We start from the raw sequence: 18,680 nt of genomic DNA, 5'->3' as shown, positions 1-18,680 counted from the left end.
GTTCAGGCCGCCCGGTCCTGGGGAATTCCCGGTTCGCGCGGCAGCCGTGGCGTGCGCGGACGGGCGTCGGCGAGCGGGAAGACCCACTTTTTCATGGCCCACCAGCGGAAGACGGAACCGAGCAGGGTGCCAATGATCATTCCGCTGAGGAAGTCGGCCACTTCCTGGGTGAGCAGCTCGACCTCCGGCACGCGCAGGGTGAACACGTACCGTGAGATCGCCAGCGGCAGCGCGTTGAGCCCGAGGCTGATCCCGCTGATCAGGAAGAACAACGCCGCCTCGTGCGGTCGCCGCCGCCCGCCGCGGGTGCTGAACGACCATTCCCGCGAGAGCACGTACGACACGATCGTCGCCACCAGTACCGCGATGCCCTGCGCCGTCACCGGGTGCGCGGTGAGCACGGTGAACTTCAGCGCGTAGTTCACCGCCAGGGTCAGGACGAAGCAAACGCCCCCGACCAGAGCGAACCGCAGGAGTTCACGATGACGTTCCAGTACCTGGTGAATCTTCCCCATCACCCGCCGCACGCTAGCGGAGCGCGCGGGGCTAGATGAACGGCAGGTCCCAGCGGGGTCCCGGGGTGACTGCCGGAGGCGCGGGCGGAGGTGGCGGCGCCGGTTGCCCGGGTGATTCCGGCGCACTCGGCCCACCACTGGACGGCGGGCTCGACGGCGGTTCCGAAGGCTTCGAACTCGGCGGCGCCGTGGTCGGCTTCGTGGGCTTCGTGCTGGATGGCGGCGTCGGCGTCACCGAGGACGACGGCGGCGTGCACTTGCGGCCCCAGCAGTCGAACTGGACGGTCTTGGACTCGGTGTCCTTGCCCAGTTTCGCCGTGACCGTCACCGTCACGTCCTGGTGCGGCTGCTTGTCCAGCAGCACCCACAGGTACAGCCGCTCACCCGGGTTCATCGCCTTCTTGCTGGCGCAGTTCGTGGTGCCACCGGCGGTGGTGCAGGTCGCGCGGTAGGTACCGAGCACCAGCCGCGCCGGACTGCTCACGGTGATCGTGGCCGGTTTGATGGTTGGCCCGGCGTTGTGCAGGCCGATGTGCAGCACCGGCTGCCTCGCCCACGGGAAGCTCGAGGTCCACGCCTTGCCCACGGACAGCTTCACGTCGTCCGGCGCGGCCTTGACCGGCACCTTCACCGCCACCGGCAGCGCGCCGCCCGAGGACACCGAGCCGGTGACCTGGCTCTCGTCGGCGGTGCCGTCGGCGACCAGCCGGAAGGTCAGCACCGCGCCCTGGCCCGGCAGCAGGCCGGTGGCCGTCGTGCAGGTCACCGTGCCGGAACCGGGCGGGCAGTTCACCTGCACCGTCGGCACCCCGGGCAGTTGCCGGGCGGCCGCACCCACCCCGCCACCACCACCGGGGATCGGCACCGAGCTCACGCCCGGCGGCAGGTTCAGCGTGATCAGCACCGGTTCGGACACCGTGCCACCGGAGTTGCTGACCGTGAACGGGACGTCCACCGGACCGCCGCCGGGGGTGAGTTCGAGGCTCGATGGCGGCGGAGTGGTGATGATGTTCGGTGGCGCGGGCGGCTCTTCGGGCTCACTCGGCGGCGGCGACGGCTCCGGTTCGGGAGCGGGCTCCGGTTCCGGGGCGGGCGCAGGCGCGGGTTCCGGCTCCGGCGCGGGTTCGGGCGCCGGTTCTGGCGCGGGTTCGGCCGGGGCTGGCGGCACCACCACGGGCGGCGCCGGCGGATCGGGCCGGGGTTGCGGCTGCGGCGGTGCGACCGGCTGGATCACCGCGGGCGGCTGCTCCAGCGCGGCCGGGATCTGCGGTCCGCCACCGGAAGCCAGCGCGGCGGCGACCGCGGCCGCGACGGCGACCCCGGACACGGCGATCCCGATGAACTGCCGCGGTCCGGACGAGGCCAGGTTCGCCACCGCACCACCGCTGCCACCCGAAGACGCGGCACCGGCACCCGCCGCCGCGGCACCGGCGGCGGCCGTGCCCGCGGTCGCCGCGGAGGCCTTCGTCGCACCGGCTGCCGCCAGGTAGGCGAACACCGCGCCACCCAGCACCAGCGGGGCGACCACGGAGCGCAGGGCGCCGTTGACGTCGGCGAGTTCGGCGGCCAGTGCCCGGCAGCGCTCGCATTCGTCGAGGTGGGTCTCCACCTGCGCGCGTTCCCGCTTGGACAGGCCGTCGCGGGTCCACGCGCCAAGCCGGTCGGCGGCGGCGCGGCAGCGTTCCGCCGAGGTCTCGGCCAGGTGGACCTGCAGGTACGCCTGCCGCAGGCCCTCGCGGGCGCGGTAGGCCAGCGCGGAGACGCCGTTCGCGGTGAGCCCGAGCAGCGGCGCGACCTCGGCGGGTGTCTGCTGCTCGATCTCGGTGTGCCAGAGGACGGCCTGCCAGCGCTCGGGCAGCCGCGCGTAGGCCTTCGCGGCCATCGTGCGTTCCAGCCCGGACAACGCGGTGTCGGAGAACTGCACGGTCAGCGCTTCGGCGCCGACGGTGCTCATGTCCTCGCTCAGGTCGAGCCGCTTGTCCTTGCGCGTCTTGTCATACGCGGTGTGACGGAGCGCGGTCAGCAGATAGGCGCGGAAGGCGGTGTCCGGGCCCTTGCCCGCCCGCAGCGTGTCCAGCACTTTGGCGAAGGCTTCGGAGACCAGGTCGTCGGCTTCGGCAGGGGAGCGGGACAGCTGCCTGGCCAGGTTGTACGCCGCGTTGACGTGCCGTTCGTACAGCTGCCCGTAAGCGGAAATCGTGCCCGCGCGCACCGAAGCGATCAACTCGGCATCGCTCTGGCCGCTGACGTCAGCGGGAACGGTGGCCACGGCTCTCCCCTTCACAACCTGTGACGCTGCGCGCGCCGCGACCAGTGTGACTGAGGTCCCTCCGAACGTCACGCCATGGGTGGCCCGGTTGACCGGATCGGTCGAACCGCGTCACGAGCCGCCACATCGGGCGTCCCCTCCCCGAAGGACCACTCGGACGAGAGGAAACCCGCGGTGACGGATGTGCTCGGCTGGCCGCCCCAGGCCACCGGCGGCGGCCTGGGTGCCGACAGCCGCTCGCTCCGGAACCGCTGGCGCACCGCCAGCCTGGCCGCGGGCTGGCGCTTCCCGAGCGACTGGGCCCTTCCCGAGGTCGACACGGTCTGCGCGGCGGTGGTCGGTGGCACGGCGCCCGAGATGGCGCTGGCCGGGCTGGGCCGGGCCCGCGCGGCGGCCGGGGCCGGGCTCGCCGAGACGCTGACCGATCTCGCCGCCCTGCACGCTGTCCTCGCCGAGCCCGAATGCACCGAAGGGCTGGTGGTGCCCAACGTCGACGCCACGCCGTCCCGGCTGCTGCGCGTGACCGCGGTGGCCTGGGCCGACGTCGCGCTCGACCAGCTGGCCAAGGCCGAGGTCACCGATCCGCTGACCAGCCTGCCGACCGCCGCCTACCTGCGCACCCGGCTGACCGAGATCTACCGCGAGGCCGCGCGCCGGGAACAGCCCGCCGCCCTGGACCACCTGCTGCTCGTGGTCACCATGGACTTCTCGCTGCTGGCCGGCTGGCCGCGGCTGACCGGCATGATCCTGGTCGCCGACGCGGTCCGGCAGGTGTTCGACGGCGGCGAGAGCGTGGCCGCGCTCGGTCCGTCGACGGTGGCGGTGCTGTTGCGCCGCGACGGCGGCATCGCCCAGCGCGGGGTGCTGCTGCGCCGCGAACTGCACGCCCGGCTCAGCGTGGACGCCCAGCTGCACCAGGCGGGCGACCCCCGGATCCGGATGCTCCGGCTGCCGCCCACCCACGAGGCGGCCTGCGAGCTGCTCGGCTCGCTGGGCCGGGCTTGAGGTACCGACCTGGCTGACCTGCGGGCCCGACCGCGTGATTTGCTGGACGGGTGACCCAGCACGCGCCGCCCGCCACCGACGGCGAGTCCGCTCCACCGGCCCGCCACCCCCGGCTGGCCCTGCGGACTTCGCTCGCCAGGCTGTCCGTCCGGCCACGCTCGATCCTGCTGCTGGCCGCCGTCCCGCTGATCGCGATCGCCGCCGGGGTGCTCGGCTGGCTGCTGGACTGGCGGCTCGGCGTGGACAGCGCGGTCTACCGGGCCGGCGCGCTGACGCTGCTGCACGGCGACCCGCTCTACGACTCGAACACGCTGAGCACCGAACCGTGGTGGGCGCTGCTGCCGTTCACCTACCCGCCGACCGCGGCGCTGCTGTTCGTACCGCTCGCGCTGATGCCCATCCAGGTCGCGTGGGGGGTGCTGACCGCGATCTCCATCCTGGCGATGGCGCTGTGCATCCGGATCGCCATCGGCTCGCTGCCGCGCCCGGCGCTCGAAGCGCCGCGCTGGTGGGCCTCACCGGCACGGGCGACGCTGGTCTTCGCGGTGGTCCTGCTGGCGCTCGAACCGGTGTGGCGCACGGTGTTCCTCGGGCAGATCAACCTGATCCTGATGGCGTTGATCATGCTGGACGTGCTGGTGATCTCGGCTCGTGGTTCGCGCTGGGGCGGGGTACTGGTCGGGGTCGCGGCGGCGGTGAAGCTGACCCCGTTGATCTTCATCCCGCACCTGCTGTTCATCGGGCGCTGGAAGGACGCGCTGCGCGCACTGGGCACGTTCCTCGCCATGCAGGGGCTGATGTTCCTGCTGGTGCCGCACGACGCCTGGCGCTACTGGTCGCACACGCTGCCCGACACCGGGCGCATCGGGCCGCTGCACTGGGCGGGCAACCAGTCGCTCAACGGCCTGGTCAACCGCCTCACCGACCTGGCGCCGTGGGCGTCGAAGGCCAGCTACGGGCTGGCCGCGCTGCTGGCCCCGCCCGCGATCTGGCTGATGCTGCGGTTCCACCGGCGCGGGCAGCACCTCGCGGCGCTGCTGGTCACCGCGTTCTGGGTGCTGCTGGCCTCGCCGGTGTCCTGGTCGCACCACTGGGTGTGGGCGGTGCCGCTGATCGTGCTGCTGGTCTCGCGGCTGCCGCGGACCACCCCGGCCGCGGCCTGGCGCCGCTGGGCCGCCGCGGTCGGCGTGGTCGCCGTGTTCGCCAGCGGCGTGCTGCTGATCCTGCCGAACGGCCGCAACATCGAGCTGCACTGGGAGTTCTGGCAGTTCGTGCTCGGCAGCTCCTACATCCTGGTGCCGATCCTGCTCGCGCTGGTGCTGCTGGTCCGCTGGGCGGTGCTCCGGCGCAGGCGCCCGGTTCCGCCGCCACCCCCGGAACCGGCCGTCGAAGAGCATGTCGACGTTACGCCTGCGCGCTGACGTGCGCTGGTGGCCCGCCGCCGCGCTGGCGGGCGCCGCGCTCGCGGTCGGTGTCGCGGCGTGGCTGCTGGGCTGGCACCTCGGGGCCGACAGCGCGGTCTACCGGGCCGGCGCGCTCACCATGTTCAAGGGCGAGCCGCTCTACGTGCGGGAGCACCTGACCACGCTGCCGCCGTGGGTGCGGCTGCCGTTCACCTACCCACCGGCCGCCGCGTTGCTGTTCTCGCCGCTGGTGCTGGTGCCGCCGGGCCTGGTGTGGGGCGTGATCGGCGCGCTCTCGGTGCTGGGGCTGGCGGTCGTGGTGAAGCTCAGCCGCCGGTCGGCGACCTGGCCTGTCGTGGCGGGGCTGACCGTGGCCGCGTTCGCGCTGGAGCCGGTCTGGAAGACGGTGTTCCTCGGGCAGATCAACCTGATCCTGATGGCGTTGATCATGCTGGACGTGCTGGTGATCTCGGCTCGTGGTTCGCGCTGGGGCGGGGTACTGGTCGGGGTCGCGGCGGCGGTGAAGCTGACCCCGTTGATCTTCATCCCGCACCTCTGGCTCACCGGCAGGCGCGCCGACGCGCTGCGCGCGCTGGGCACCTTCGCGGCGTTGCAGGCACTGATGTTCGCGGTCATGCCGGTGGACGCGGTGCGGTACTGGACCGAGGCGGCCTCGGACCCCGAGCGCATCGGGGCCACGCACTGGATCTTCAACCAGTCGCTGAACGGCATGCTCGGGCGGGCCACCGAGGTGGCGCCGTGGGGCATGCCGGTGGCGCTGGCGATCGGCGCGCTGCTGGCGGTGCCCGCGGTGTTCCTGGTGGTGCGCTACCACCGGCGCGGGGAGCCGTTGGCCGCGGTGCTGGTGACCGCGTTCACCGCGCTGCTGGTTTCGCCGGTTTCCTGGTCGCACCACTGGGTGTGGGTGGTGCCGCTGCTCGTGCTGCTGGTGACCGGGCGGCGCTACTGGCTCGCCGCCGCGACCGCGCTGCCGCTGGTCGGCTGCCTGATCATGCTGGTGCCCAACGGCGGCACGACCGAGTTCGGCTGGGGGCCGGTGGAGACCGTGCTGGGCAACGCCTACGTGCTTCTCACCGCGGTCGCACTGGTCGGGCTGGCCGCCCGCGAACTGCGGCGGCCGCGGGATTTAGAGTAGGCGCATCATGGACAAACGAACCGGACTGCCCATCGTCGGCATGGTGGGCGGGGGCCAGCTGGCCAGGATGACCCACCAGGCCGCGATCGCGCTCGGCCAGTCGCTGCGGGTGCTGGCCGCCGACGAGAACGACTCGGCGGGCCTGGTCGCCGGGCAAGTGGTGCTCGGGCAGCACACCGACCTGGACAAGCTGCGCGAGTTCGCGTCCACCGTGGACGTGCTCACCTTCGACCACGAGCACGTGCCGGGTGAGCACCTGCAGACGCTGACCTACGAGGGCGTGGTGGTCCGGCCTGGGCCCGACGCGCTGCTGCACGCGCAGGACAAGCTGGTGATGCGCGAGCGCCTGTCGTCCACCGGCATCCCCGGGCCCGCCTACGCCCGGGTGTCCGAAGTGGACGACGTGGTGGCGTTCGGCTCGGCGCACTCCTGGCCGGTGGTGCTCAAGGCCGCGCGCGGTGGTTACGACGGCCGCGGCGTGTGGATGCTCGACTCGGCGGAGGACGCCGGGAAGCTGGTGCCGGAGCTGCTCGCCGCCGGTACGCCGCTGCTGGTGGAGCAGAAGGTCGCCATGCGCCGCGAGCTGGCCGCGCTGGTGGCGCGCTCGCCGTTCGGGCAGGGCGCGGCCTGGCCGGTGGTGGAAACCGTGCAGCGTGACGGGATCAACACCGAGGTGCTCGCCCCCGCGCCCGGCCTGAGCCCGGAACGCCGGCAGCAGGCGCAGGACCTGGCCCTGCGCGTCGCCGCCGACCTCGAGGTGGTCGGCGTGCTGGCCGTCGAGCTGTTCGAGACCGACGAGGGGCTGCTGGTCAACGAACTGGCCATGCGCCCGCACAACTCCGGGCACTGGACCATGGACGGCGCGCGGACCTCGCAGTTCGAGCAGCACCTGCGCGCGGTGCTCGACTACCCGCTCGGGACCACCGGTCTGCTCGCGCCCGTGTGCGTGATGGCGAACGTGCTGGGCGCGCCGGAGGCCCCGCGCATGGGGCCGGACGAGCGGCTGCACCACCTGTTCGCGCGGTACCCCGACGTCAAGGTGCACCTCTACGGCAAGGGCGAGCGGCCGGGGCGCAAGCTGGGGCACGTCAACCTGCTCGGCGACGACCTGGCCGACCTGCGTCACCGCGGGAAGCTGGCGGCGCACTGGCTTTCCCACGCCGAGTGGCTCGACGGCCACGAGATCCATTAGGAGATTCGCGAAATGTCTGCCGTTGTCGGGCTGATCATGGGCAGTGACTCGGATTGGCCGGTGCTCGAAGCCGCCGCCAAGGCGCTCGACGAGTTCGAGGTGCCCTACGAAGTGGGCGTGTACTCCGCCCACCGCACGCCGCGGCGGATGCTGGACTACGCCGAGTCGGCGGTCGAGCGCGGGCTGAAGGTGATCATCGCCGGGGCCGGTGGCGCGGCGCACCTGCCCGGCATGGTGGCCTCGGCCACGGTCCTGCCGGTGATCGGCGTGCCGGTGCCGCTGAAGTACCTCGACGGCATGGACTCGCTGCTGTCCATCGTGCAGATGCCCGCCGGGATCCCGGTGGCCACGGTCTCCGTCGGCGGGGCGCGCAACGCGGGCCTGCTGGCCGTGCGGATGCTGGCCACGCACGACGAGAAGCTGCGTGAGCGGATGGTCCGGTTCCAGGCCGACCTGGAGCAGCTGGTGCTCGACAAGGACGCGGCACTGCGGCAGCGGCTTGGCTCCTAGCCGAGTCTTTGTTACTGTCCAGTAACATGGAGCTGCTGAACCCGCGTACGTACGACCCTGCGCACTTCGACGCCGAGACCCGGCGCATCCTGCAGGCCACCATCGACTGGTTCGAGTCGCGCGGCAAGACCGCGCTGATGGCCGACTACCACGCGCAGACCTGGTACGCGGAGTTCCTGGAGTTCGTCGCCAAGGAGCGCGTGTTCGCCACCCTGCTCACCCCGTCGGGTGACGCGGACGGTGACGAGAACAAGCGCTGGGACACCAGCCGCGTCGCCGCGATGTCCGAGCTGCTCGGGTTCTACGGGCTGAACTACTGGTACACCTGGCAGGTCACCATCCTCGGCCTCGGCCCGGTGTGGCAGAGCCAGAACGCGGCCGCCCGGGCGAACGCGGCGCGGGTGCTCGAATCCGGCGGGGTGCTCGCGTTCGGACTGTCCGAAAAGGAACACGGCGCGGACATCTACGCCACCGACATGGTGCTCACCCCGGACGGTGACGGTTTCCGCGCCACCGGCGGCAAGTACTACATCGGCAACGGCAACGTCGCGGGTGTGGTCTCGGTGTTCGGCCGCCGCGCCGACGTCGAAGGTCCCGAGGGGTACGTGTTCTTCACCGCGAACAGCGCGCACCCGAACTACCACCTGATCAAGAACGTGGTGCCCTCGCAGATGTACGTCAGCGAGTTCCGGCTCGAGGACTACCCGGTGCGGGCCGAGGACGTGCTGCACACCGGACCCGCGGCCTTCGACGCCGCGCTGAACACGGTCAACGTGGGCAAGTTCAACCTGGGCTTCGGCGCGATCGGCATCTGCACGCACGCGCTGTACGAGGCGGTCGCGCACGCGCACGGGCGGCTGCTCTACGGCAACCGCGTGACCGAGTTCCCGCACGTGCGACGGGAACTGGTGGACGCCTACGCCCGGCTGACCGCGATGAAGCTGTTCGCCGACCGCGCGATCGACTACTTCCGCACGGCGGGCCCCGAGGACCGGCGGTACCTGCTGTTCAACCCGATCACCAAGATGAAGGTGACCACCGAGGGCGAGCGGGTGATCGACCTGCTGTGGGACGTCATCGCGGCGAAGGGGTTCGAAAAGGACACCTACTTCTCGGCTGCCTCACGGGACATCCGCGGCCTGCCGAAGCTGGAGGGCACGGTCGCGGTCAACCTGGCGTTGGTGCTGAAGTTCATGCCGGCCTATCTTTTCGACCCGGCTTCGTACGATCCCGTGCCGACGCGCCAGGACGCCGCGGACGACGAGTTCCTCTTCCGCCAGGGCCCGGCGCGGGGCCTCGGCAAGATCCGCTTTCACGACTGGCGCGAGCCCTACTCGCATTACGCGGACGTGCCGAACGTGGCTCTTTTCCGCTCTCAGGCTGAGGCTTTTTGCAAGCTGTTGGTTGAAGCCGCCCCGGACGAGGCGCAGCAGAAGGACCTGGACTTCCTGCTCACCCTGGGTGAGCTGTTCACGCTGATCGTCTACGGGCAGCTGATCCTGGAACAGGCGCGCATCGTCTCGCTGGACACGAACACCATCGACCAGCTCTTCGACGTCTTCGTCCGGGACTTCTCGCGGTACGCCACCGAACTGCACGGCCGGGCTTCCTCCACCCCCGCCCAGCAGGAATGGGCGCTCTCTCAGGTCGTGAAGCCCGCCGCCTCCGACTCCCGCTCCACCCAAATCTGGACCACCGTCGAATCCCTAGCCACCACCTACACCATGCGCCCCTAACCCCACGTTCGCGCACCCGAACCCACACTCAGGCACCCGAGTCCCACGTTCGCGCACCCGAGTTTGACGTTCGCGCGCCCGAGTTCCACGTTCGGGCGGCTGGGGTCGGCGTTCGCGTGCGAGTCCGGCGGCTGCAGCCGGTGTCACAGCTGCTCCCGCAGCTTCCGCTTGAGGATCTTCCCCGCTCCCGAGACCGGCAGCTTCTCCACGAAGTGCAGCTCCCGCAACCGCTTGTACGGCAGCACCAGTTCGTTCACCGTCGCCATCAGGTCGTCGGCGGTGGCATCGGCGTGCCCCGCCGCGCGTACGACGAAGGCGACCGGCAGTTCCCCGGCGGCCTCATCCGGTCGCCCCACCACCGCGGCGACAGCGACGGCGGGCTGAGCCGCGAGCAACTCTTCCAGTTCCCGCGGATAGACGTTGTACCCCTTGTAGAGCAGCAGATCCTTCTTGCGGTCCACAAGGGACAGATACCCGTCCTCGTCCAGGATGCCGATGTCCCCGGTGTGCAACCACCCGTCCCGCAGCACGTCGGCGGTTTCCTCCGGCCGGTTGTGGTACCCCGCCATCACCTGCGGCCCGCGCAGGCACACCTCTCCGCGTGAACCCGTCGGCAGCGGCTCGTCCCCGCCTTCCGCGGCGACGATCTTCACCTCCGTGTCGGCCAGCGGCACCCCGACCGTGCCCGGCTTCCGCACCCCCGACCGGAACGCCGGCGCCGCGGCCGCGCCCATGGTCACCTCGGTCAGCCCGTACCCCTCGGCGATCACCGCGTGCGGCAGCCGTTCGCGCAGGGTTTTCAGCGTCGAGACCGGCAGCGGCGCGGCCCCCGAGGTGACCAGCCGCACCGACGTCAGGTCACGCGTCTGGAAGTCCGGCGCGGCCAGCAGCGCGGCGAACAACGCGGGCGCGCCACCCATCATCGTGACCCGCAGGCGCTCGGCGTCGGCGAGGTAGGCGGCCGGGTCGAGCCGGTCGTGCAGGACCACGCTGTAGCCGGTGAGCACCGCCGCGTTCAGCGCCGCGATGATTCCCATGGCGTGGAACCACGGCGTCAAATTGATGGCCACTCCGGTGCCCAGCCGCACCGGCCACTCCTCCGCCGAGCCGAGCTGGTCGAGCACCAGATCACCGTCGGCGTCGAGTGCGGGCACGGCCCCGTGGGACCACGAGCTGTACTGCACCGTGTTCACCACCACGTGGTGGTGCGGCAGTCGCACGCCCTTCGAGCGCCCGGTGGTGCCGCCGGTGTAGGCCAGGTGCGCGACGGTCTCGCGGACGTCGAAGGCCACCTCCGGGCGGTGGTCGCTGGCCTCCCGGTAGAACGCGCTGAACTCGACCGCGCCCGGCGGCAGCTCGCCGATGGGGTTGGCCACCAGCACGACGCGCACCTCGGTGCGATCGAGCACGCTGGTGAGCATCCCGGACGCCGCGCCGCAGGTCACAGCCACCACGGCGCCGCTGTCGGAGAGCTGGGCGGCGAGGTCGTCCGGGGGCAGCAGCGGGTTCGCCGGGGTGCACGTGGCGCCCGCGAGCAGCGTGCCGTAGTACGCGATCGGGTAGGACAGGCAGTTCGGCAGGTGCATGGCGACCACGTCACCCGGCCCGACGCCGTGCGCGCCGAGCGCGTTGGCGAAGCGGCAGGCCGAGCGCCAGAGTTGCTCGTGGCTGAGCTGGGCGCCGCCCTGGCGGAAGGCGGTGCGACCGCCGTAGCGGGCGGCCGAGCCGGCGAGTATCGAGCCGACGGGAACCTCGGGGTAGTGCAGTGAGCGCGGGAGACCCGGCGGCGAGGTGATCGACATCACTGCACCGTACGAAGAGTGCGAGCGAGGACACAAGCACCACTCTGTGAACGAGCGCTAACATCGATAGTTGATCCCGCCAACGGAGATGAGGTGGCACGAGTGACTGAGGGCGTCGGGCTGTACCGGCTCGCAGAGGAACACGAGGAGCTGCGTGCCGCCGTGCGGGCGCTCGCGGAGAAGGAGATCGCGCCGCACGCGGCCGATGTCGACGAGAACGAGCGGTACCCCGTCGAGGCCGCCGCGGCGCTGGTGCGCTCCGGGTTCAACGCGGTCCACATCCCCGAGGAGTACGAGGGCCAGGGCGCCGACGCGATCGCCACGTGCATCGTGATCGAGGAGATCGCCAGGGTCGACGCGTCGGCCTCGCTGATCCCCGCGGTGAACAAGCTGGGCACGCAGCCGATCCTGCTGTCGGCCTCGGAGCAGCTGAAGAAAAACGTGCTGCCGTCGATCGCCTCCGGTGACGCCTCCGCGTCGTACGCGCTGTCCGAGCGCGAGGCGGGTTCGGACACCGCCTCGATGCGCACGCGCGCCCGGCTGGAGGGTGACACCTGGGTGCTCAACGGCACCAAGGCGTGGATCACCAACGCCGGCGAATCGACCTGGTACACCGTGATGGCGGTGACCGACCCCGAGGCGGAGAAGAAGGCGAGCGGCATTTCCGCGTTCGTCGTGCACAAGGACGACCCCGGTTTTTCGGTCGGGCCGAAGGAGCGCAAACTCGGTATCAAAGGATCGCCCACGCGGGAGATCTACTTCGAGAACTGCACCATTCCCGAGGACCGCATCATCGGCGAGCCGGGCACGGGTCTGAAGACCGCGCTGCGCACGCTCGACCACACGCGCCCGACCATCGGCGCGCAGGCGCTGGGCATCGCGCAGGGCGCGCTCGACGCGACGCTTGATTACGTGAAGGACCGGCGGCAGTTCGGGAAGTCGATCGCGGACTTCCAGGGCGTGCAGTTCATGCTGGCGGACATGGGCACCAAGATCGAGGCCGCCCGGCACCTGGTCTACGCGTCGGCCGCGGCTTCGGAGCGCGGGGACGCACGCGCGGGATTCATGGCCAGCGCGGCGAAGACGTATGCGTCGGACATCGCCATGTCGGTGACGACGGACGCGGTCCAGTTGTTCGGCGGGGCCGGGTATACGCGGGACTTCCCGGTTGAGCGGATGATGCGGGACGCGAAGATCACCCAGATTTATGAGGGTACTAACCAGATTCAGCGGATGGTTATGGCTCGGGCTTTGTTGAAGGGGTAGTTTTTGGGGGCCCACCCCGGTTTTTTAGTGTGACTACGACGAAGGCCTGATGTCAAGGCGGGAAAGATGCCTTGACATCAGGCCTTCGTCGTGTTTTGGGCTTTGGACCGGGGATGAGGGAGGTTGGGTGGGATGGTGGTCCGGTTTTGTTGCCGGGTGGAGGTTGGGAGGCATGATGGCGGGGATGGTCGGTTCTCGTTGATGGCGAAGGTTTTGTTGCTGGGGGACGGTTTTGTTGCTGGGGACGGTTTCGGGGCTGGGGTGGGATGGTGGCGGTCCTTGGTGGCGGGATGGTGAGGTTTCTTGTTGCGGGGGCGGAGGGTGATGCCGTGGATGTGACATCGGGGGACGGGGGCGGGACACGAATGTGGCTTTCGGGGCCTAATCCGCCCCCAAAGCCACATTCGTGACATCTGGGGGCCGTGAGCGGGGGCCGTTAGGGGGTGTCCAGGGGGGTGGTGCTCAGGAGTCGGTGTGCTTCCAGGGAGAGTTGCATTTCGAAGCGTGCCTCCGGGTTGTTCAGGCGGTCTCCGAACAACTCCATCAGCTGGTTCAGCCGGTATCGCACGGTTTGCGGGTGGATGTCCAGTGCCTCGGCGACTTCCGGGGTGCTGCCGCGGTATTCGAGCCACGCCAGCAGTGTGCCGCCCAGGCGGACTTGTTGTTTCGGGGTCAAACCCCCCAATGGGGCCAGGGCGCGGGTGCTCAGTTGCCGCAACAGGAACTCGTCGGTCAGCAGCAGGAGTTTCGCCAGGTGATCGCCGCTGCTGGTGATGGGGGCGTCGGGCAGGATGTCGCGGTGGACCAGGTCCAGGGTCCGCCGGGCCCAGTGCAGGGAGGTGGCGGCTTCCGCGAGTGGCACGTGCGGGCCGGAGGCTGCACGCCAGCCGTCCAATTCGGACTTCAGGATCGGCAGGTCGCGCGTGGGATCCGGGGTGAGCAGGTACGGCTGCGTGCCTTCCAGGTCCAATAGGACATCGGTGTGGAGGGCGGGGGTGTGCGGCCGGTCGATGCACGCTTCCAGAGCTACCAGCGTCACCGCCTCGGGGACCGGCCACTCCGCGGCGGCGGCCATGGCGGCGATGGTCTGCCCGGAGGACGGTGGCGTGGTGAGGATGCGCTCCAGCAACCGCTGCCGCCGTCGTTCCAGTGTGCCGGCGGCGCGGGCTTGGGCCATGGTGTAGCCCTCGACCGAATAGGCCGAAATCTCGTCCACGAAAGCGAAAATGGCCTCCGCGCTGACGCACATGATCGAGACCGGAAGCCGCAGCTTCTGGCCGAAGGCGGAGATGTAGCGCCACGCCGCCCGCCCGCCGACCCGGTAGGCCGACTGCAGCGAGTCCAGGCTGCGCCCGTCGTTGTACACCCGGCGGCCGATGGCGCGGAACAGCTCGTCCCACTTCTGCTCGGCGATGCCGCGGCCCTCGATGCTGTCGATGCAGTTGAGCACCGCCCGCTCGATACCGACGGTGATCACCTTGCCGAACTGGCCCTCCAGCGGCTGCGCGTACTCGGGCACCGCCCGCTGGATCTCTTCGAGGATGGTCCTGGCCAACTGGTCCGAGTGCGGCCGGAACCGTCTCGCCACCTCGCCGGGAAGCGAAAACCAGAGGCTTTGCGAATGGCTCGCGGGTCCCTCCGGTGCCGGGACCTGCTGCCTCACCGAACTGTCGCTTGCCGGGTGCATACCGCCCCCTTTGCTCGCAGTAGTTTCCACGCTGATCACGTACCGCGCCGGAAGTACTTACTCACGGTCAGAACTGTTCTGGCAACCCTTGTGTCCGACGCCTCACGAGAACTTGTCAGCACCCGCGTGTGGCGGCAATGATCTTTATCCTTTTTTGCTAAACGCCACCCTTTCGGGTGTACGGCCGTTGCGCTGGGTGGTCGCCTGCGCCGGGGTGAGCATCGTCAATCGGAAACTTGTGCACCGGGTGACAAGCGGGAATCACACGCCTTCTCGGCGTTGATTGCGGACTGCTACCTTCCGGTCTGGCGAGGTCCGGCAGTGGGAACATTCCCCCGGACGCTTTTCGCGAAACATATTCACTTTCGGCGAGGAGGTTTTCGCGCGCATGATCCGCCGGGCGAAATGGGTGGTTTGCCAGGTGCTCGTGGTGGTGCTGCTGGGCAGTGGGGCAGCGGCCGCCGCGGGCGGGGACGGGTTCACCACCCGGTTCGTCACCGTGCCCGCGGCCGACGGCGTGGGGCTGGGCGCCATGGTGCTCGAACCCCGGACCCCCGGCCCGCACCCGGTGGCGGTGTTGATCAGCGCGTGGGGTGGTGGCGCCACGCAGAACGTCGTCCCGGCCAAGAACCTCGCCGACCGCGGTTACGTGGTGGTGGCCTACGGCGCCAGGGGATTCGGTGAATCCGGTGGGGCGGTCGAGGTCGCCGGGGCCGCCGACATCACGGACGTGTCCACGGTCATCGACTGGGCGGTGGCGAACACCGCCGCCGACCCGGGCCGCGTCGGGGTCGGCGGGGTGTCCTACGGCGCCGGGATCGGCCTGATCGCCGCCGGGACCGACACCCGGATCCGGGCCGTGGCCTCGCTCAGCGGCTGGGCGGACCTGGCCGAGTCGCTGTCGCAGAACGAGACGCGGCACGGCCTGGCCGGACTGGTGCTCTACCTGTCCGGAAAGGCGAACGGGACGCTCAGCGCGGAAACCGAAAAGATGCTGACGAAATTCCTCACGCCGCACCTGTCCGACGCCGATTCCGCGGCCATCATCGAATGGTCGAAACCGAGGTCGGCGGTCAGTCACCTGAACCGGATCAATACCAACCACCCGGCCGTGCTCACCATTCAGACCTGGAGTGAAACGGTATTCCCGCCGGATCAGATGGTCGAGCTGTTCCAGGCGCTGACCGGCCCCAAACGAGCCGAATTCGTGCCGGGCGATCACGCTTCCAGCGAATCCGGCGGCCTGCTCGGGCTGCCCAGTGAAACCTGGAACTCGGTCTACCGCTGGTTCGACGCCCACGTCGCGGGCACCGACGACGGCATCACCCGTGAGAACCCTGTCGTCACCCGCGCCCGCCCCGGCACGCAGGAGCCCGAGACCCACCCCGACTGGGCCTCGGCGATCGGTGAGCCGTCCAGGTGGGAGCTGACGCCGGCGGAGTTCACCACCGGCCGCGACACCCCGGCCAACGGCGGTGTGCCGCTGGCCACCTACAGCCTCGAAGCCCTCACCGGTGACCCGCCGACCGCCTTCCTGCCGCTGGTGAGCAAGCGGGACGCGGCGATCTGGCAGCAGGCCCCCAGGACCACGCCGATGCACATCCGCGGGGCGCTCCAGGCGCGGTTCACCGTCACCCCGCCCGCGCGGACCGGCACGGTGGTCGCCTACGTGTACGACGTGGACCAGTTCGGCGTCGGCAGGCTGATCAACTACCTGCCCTACAGCTGGAAGGACGCCGAACCCGGCAGTCCGATCAGGATCGACCTGGCGTTCGCGCCGACCGCCTACACCGTGCCCGCCGGTCACCGCGTGGCACTGGTCACCGATTCGAAGGACCCGCTCTTCCTGGACTGGAACCTCGAAGTGGGCGAACTCGCCTTCTCCGGTCCCTCCTGGCTCGACATTCCGACGAAGGGATCGCAGGGATGACCGCGTTCACCACACTGCGCGCCGACGGGATCACCTGGGACGCGCTCCCGCTGCGGTTGTTCGACAAGGGCAACGCCAAGTTCTGGAACCCGCGCGACCTCGACTTCGACCAGGACGCCAAGGACTGGGCCGCGCTGTCGGACGAACAGCGCTTCGTGGCGACCATGCTCTGCGCGCAGTTCGCCGGTGGCGAGGAATCCGTCACGCACGAGATCCAGCCGTTCATCGCCGCGATGCGCGCCGAAGGCCGGTTCGCCGACGAGATGTACCTGACCCAGTTCTGCCTCGAAGAAGCCAAGCACACCCAGGTGTTCCGCCTCTGGCTGGACGCGGTCGGCGTGGACGAGGACCTGCACTCCCACGTCGAGAACAACCCGGGCTACCGCGCGATCTTCTACGACGAACTGCCCACCGCGCTGGGCCGCCTGCACGACGATCCCAGCCCGGAGAACCAGGTCCGCGCGTCGGTGGTCTACAACCACGTCGTCGAAGGCGTGCTGGCGCTGACCGGCTACTTCGTCTGGAACCGGGCGTGCCGCGCGCACGGCATCCTGCCCGGCATGCAGGCGCTCATCCGGCACATCGGGGACGACGAGCGCCGCCACATGGCCTGGGGCACCTTCACCTGCCGCCGCCACGTCGCCGCCGACGACCGGAACTGGGACGTGGTTCAGGAACAGATGCAAGCACTGCTGCCCCACGCGATCGCGCAGATCGAGTGGACCACGCGGCAGTTCGACGGCGACCCCTTCGATCTTCGGCTCGACGGGGTCATGGAGTACGCGGCCGGGCACGCGATGCGGCGGCTGCGGGCGATCGAGGCAGCACGTGGCATGCCGGTGGAACGAATCGACGTGGACTACAGCCCGGAACGACTCGAGGAGGAGTTCCACACCGAAGACGAACAAGCGCTCGGCGACTGAGCGGAGGCGGCCGTGGTCAGCCAGGACAGTGCGGTTCGGGGTCGCGCGGTGGTCCCGACGCTGGTGGTGATCGCCCTCGGGGGGTTCGTCACCAGCCTGGACAACAACATCGTCGCCGCCGGGGTGCCGTCGATGGCCCGCGAGCTCGGCCTCGGCCTGGACGAGCTGCAGTGGGTCAGCATCGGCTATATGCTGCCGTTCGCCGCGTTGCTGCTGGTGGCCGGTGTGCTGGTCGACCGGCTCGGCCAGGCCCGCACGCTGGTGGCCGGGCTGATCGGCTTCGGCGTCGGTGCGGTGGCGGGCGGCTTCGCCACCACCGGCTGGGTGCTCATCGGCGCGCGGGTGCTCCAGGGCACAGCCGCGGCGTTCATGGTGCCCGGCCTGCTCAGCCTGTTGCGCACCAACCTCAACAGCCGCCAGCGCGCGATCGGCGCGACACTGTGGACGGCCAGCCTGGCGGTCGCGCTCGCGGTCGGCCCGACGGTCGGCGGCCTGCTCAGCGAATACCTGCACTGGGGCTGGATCTTCTTCAGCAACCTCCCGTTCGTGGCCGCGATCGCGCTGCTCGTCCCGGTCACCGCCAGTGGTGAGCGCAACCACGGGACGCGACTGCGGGCCCGGACCATGCTCGAAGCCTTCGGACAGCGGGTGTTCATCGCCGGGCTGCTCGTGCAGTTGTTGTGGGGCCTCGGGGTGTCCGGGGTGTTCTTCTTCACCCCGTTGCTGCACCAGGAGTCGCTCGGGTTGTCACCGTTGATGGCCGGGCTGCCGCTGGTGCTGGTGGCGCTCGCGATCATGGCGGCCACCCCGGCGGTGCCGTGGGCGGTCCTCCGCTTCGGTCCACACTGGACTGTCGCGGTCGGGCTGACCGGGGTCGCGGTCGGCCTGGTCGCGGTGGCACTGGTCAACCACATACCGGAAATACCGCCCAGAATCCCCGGATTGCTGCTGATCGGCGCCGGATCGGCACTGACCACCCCGTTGACCTCATTCGCGCTGGAAGTGGTGCCCGGCGCGCACGCCGGAACCGCGTCCGGATTGCTCACCGCGTCCAGGGAATTGTCCGGCGCGGCCGGGGTCGCGCTGATCGGTGTGGTGCTCACCACGGTCCGCGCCGATCACCTCTGGCAGGGCGAAGGTCCAGCGCTGGCAACGGGTTACACCGCCGGGCTGTACACCGCGGCGGCGCTGGAACTGGCCGGTGCGGTACTGGCGTTCGCGGTGTTCCGCCGCCGCGACTGAGCTCTTGTTGCGCGGGTGACAAGCCCGCGGTGGATTGTCCACGC

The 18,680-nt window shown here is 70.2% G+C and carries 14 protein-coding genes; 10 read left to right on the top strand and 4 right to left on the bottom strand.

The features are described from left to right. Window positions 1-2 precede the first annotated feature (2 nt). Both L3Q67_RS05950 and L3Q67_RS05945 read right to left on the bottom strand, forming a co-directional pair. On the bottom strand, window positions 3-515 hold the full coding sequence (locus L3Q67_RS05950; protein WP_499191443.1) for a GtrA family protein: 513 nt from the start codon (window positions 513-515) through the stop codon (window positions 3-5). A 31-nt stretch (window positions 516-546) separates the two neighbouring features. After that, the gene (locus L3Q67_RS05945) at window positions 547-2,784 is read right to left on the bottom strand and encodes a sigma-70 family RNA polymerase sigma factor (RefSeq protein ID WP_499188579.1); all 2,238 of its coding nucleotides are present in this window, start codon (window positions 2,782-2,784) and stop codon (window positions 547-549) included. A gap of 174 nt (window positions 2,785-2,958) precedes the next feature. Here L3Q67_RS05945 and L3Q67_RS05940 point away from each other — a divergent pair, with 174 nt between their 5' ends. The 6 genes from L3Q67_RS05940 to L3Q67_RS05915 are packed head-to-tail and all read left to right on the top strand — an operon-like array spanning window position 2,959 to window position 9,786. After that, entirely contained in the window at window positions 2,959-3,789 is an 831-nt protein-coding gene (locus L3Q67_RS05940) for a GGDEF domain-containing protein (RefSeq protein ID WP_499188578.1), read from the top strand. 50 nt (window positions 3,790-3,839) lie between these two features. Then, window positions 3,840-5,210, top strand: coding sequence for a glycosyltransferase family protein (locus tag L3Q67_RS05935; RefSeq protein WP_499188577.1), 1,371 nt, complete (start codon window positions 3,840-3,842; stop codon window positions 5,208-5,210). Continuing rightward, window positions 5,185-6,348, top strand: a complete 1,164-nt coding sequence (locus tag L3Q67_RS05930; RefSeq protein WP_499188576.1) for a glycosyltransferase family protein — start codon at window positions 5,185-5,187, stop codon at window positions 6,346-6,348. Before L3Q67_RS05935 ends, L3Q67_RS05930 begins: the two co-directional genes overlap by 26 nt. Window positions 6,349-6,355: 7 nt before the next feature. Further along, complete coding sequence (locus L3Q67_RS05925) at window positions 6,356-7,540, top strand: 5-(carboxyamino)imidazole ribonucleotide synthase (RefSeq protein ID WP_499188575.1); 1,185 nt, start codon at window positions 6,356-6,358, stop codon at window positions 7,538-7,540. Window positions 7,541-7,552: 12 nt separating this feature from the next. Continuing rightward, the gene (gene purE / locus L3Q67_RS05920; protein ID WP_499188574.1) at window positions 7,553-8,050 is read left to right on the top strand and encodes a 5-(carboxyamino)imidazole ribonucleotide mutase; all 498 of its coding nucleotides are present in this window, start codon (window positions 7,553-7,555) and stop codon (window positions 8,048-8,050) included. Window positions 8,051-8,076: 26 nt separating this feature from the next. Next, on the top strand, window positions 8,077-9,786 hold the full coding sequence (locus L3Q67_RS05915; protein WP_499188573.1) for an acyl-CoA dehydrogenase family protein: 1,710 nt from the start codon (window positions 8,077-8,079) through the stop codon (window positions 9,784-9,786). Window positions 9,787-9,929: 143 nt separating this feature from the next. Here the strand turns inward: L3Q67_RS05915 and L3Q67_RS05910 are convergent, their stop codons facing one another. After that, entirely contained in the window at window positions 9,930-11,588 is a 1,659-nt protein-coding gene (locus L3Q67_RS05910; protein WP_499188572.1) for a class I adenylate-forming enzyme family protein, read from the bottom strand. A 120-nt stretch (window positions 11,589-11,708) separates the two neighbouring features. Here L3Q67_RS05910 and L3Q67_RS05905 point away from each other — a divergent pair, with 120 nt between their 5' ends. Beyond that, complete coding sequence (locus L3Q67_RS05905; protein ID WP_499191442.1) at window positions 11,709-12,854, top strand: acyl-CoA dehydrogenase family protein; 1,146 nt, start codon at window positions 11,709-11,711, stop codon at window positions 12,852-12,854. Window positions 12,855-13,290: 436 nt separating this feature from the next. Here the strand turns inward: L3Q67_RS05905 and L3Q67_RS05900 are convergent, their stop codons facing one another. After that, entirely contained in the window at window positions 13,291-14,541 is a 1,251-nt protein-coding gene (locus L3Q67_RS05900; protein ID WP_499188571.1) for a PucR-like N-terminal domain-containing protein, read from the bottom strand. A 388-nt stretch (window positions 14,542-14,929) separates the two neighbouring features. On the opposite strand from L3Q67_RS05900, the gene L3Q67_RS05895 reads away from it, so the two are divergent. The 3 genes from L3Q67_RS05895 to L3Q67_RS05885 are packed head-to-tail and all read left to right on the top strand — an operon-like array spanning window position 14,930 to window position 18,636. Continuing rightward, window positions 14,930-16,471 carry an alpha/beta fold hydrolase gene (locus L3Q67_RS05895; RefSeq protein ID WP_499188570.1) on the top strand — a complete coding sequence of 514 codons (1,542 nt, stop codon included), beginning with the start codon at window positions 14,930-14,932 and terminating at the stop codon, window positions 16,469-16,471. Next, on the top strand, window positions 16,468-17,394 hold the full coding sequence (locus tag L3Q67_RS05890) for a R2-like ligand-binding oxidase (protein WP_282770879.1): 927 nt from the start codon (window positions 16,468-16,470) through the stop codon (window positions 17,392-17,394). The genes L3Q67_RS05895 and L3Q67_RS05890 overlap by 4 nt, the downstream gene beginning before the upstream one ends. A gap of 48 nt (window positions 17,395-17,442) precedes the next feature. Then, the gene (locus L3Q67_RS05885; RefSeq protein ID WP_499188569.1) at window positions 17,443-18,636 is read left to right on the top strand and encodes an MFS transporter; all 1,194 of its coding nucleotides are present in this window, start codon (window positions 17,443-17,445) and stop codon (window positions 18,634-18,636) included. The last annotated feature ends 44 nt before the right edge of the window (window positions 18,637-18,680 follow it).

It is taken from the genome of Saccharothrix sp. AJ9571, from assembly GCF_021725495.1.
Classification (GTDB): Bacteria; Actinomycetota; Actinomycetes; order Mycobacteriales; family Pseudonocardiaceae; genus Amycolatopsis; species Amycolatopsis magusensis.
The sequence above is the reverse complement of the archived record's forward strand: the minus strand, read 5'-3'. Positions and strand labels throughout refer to the sequence as shown.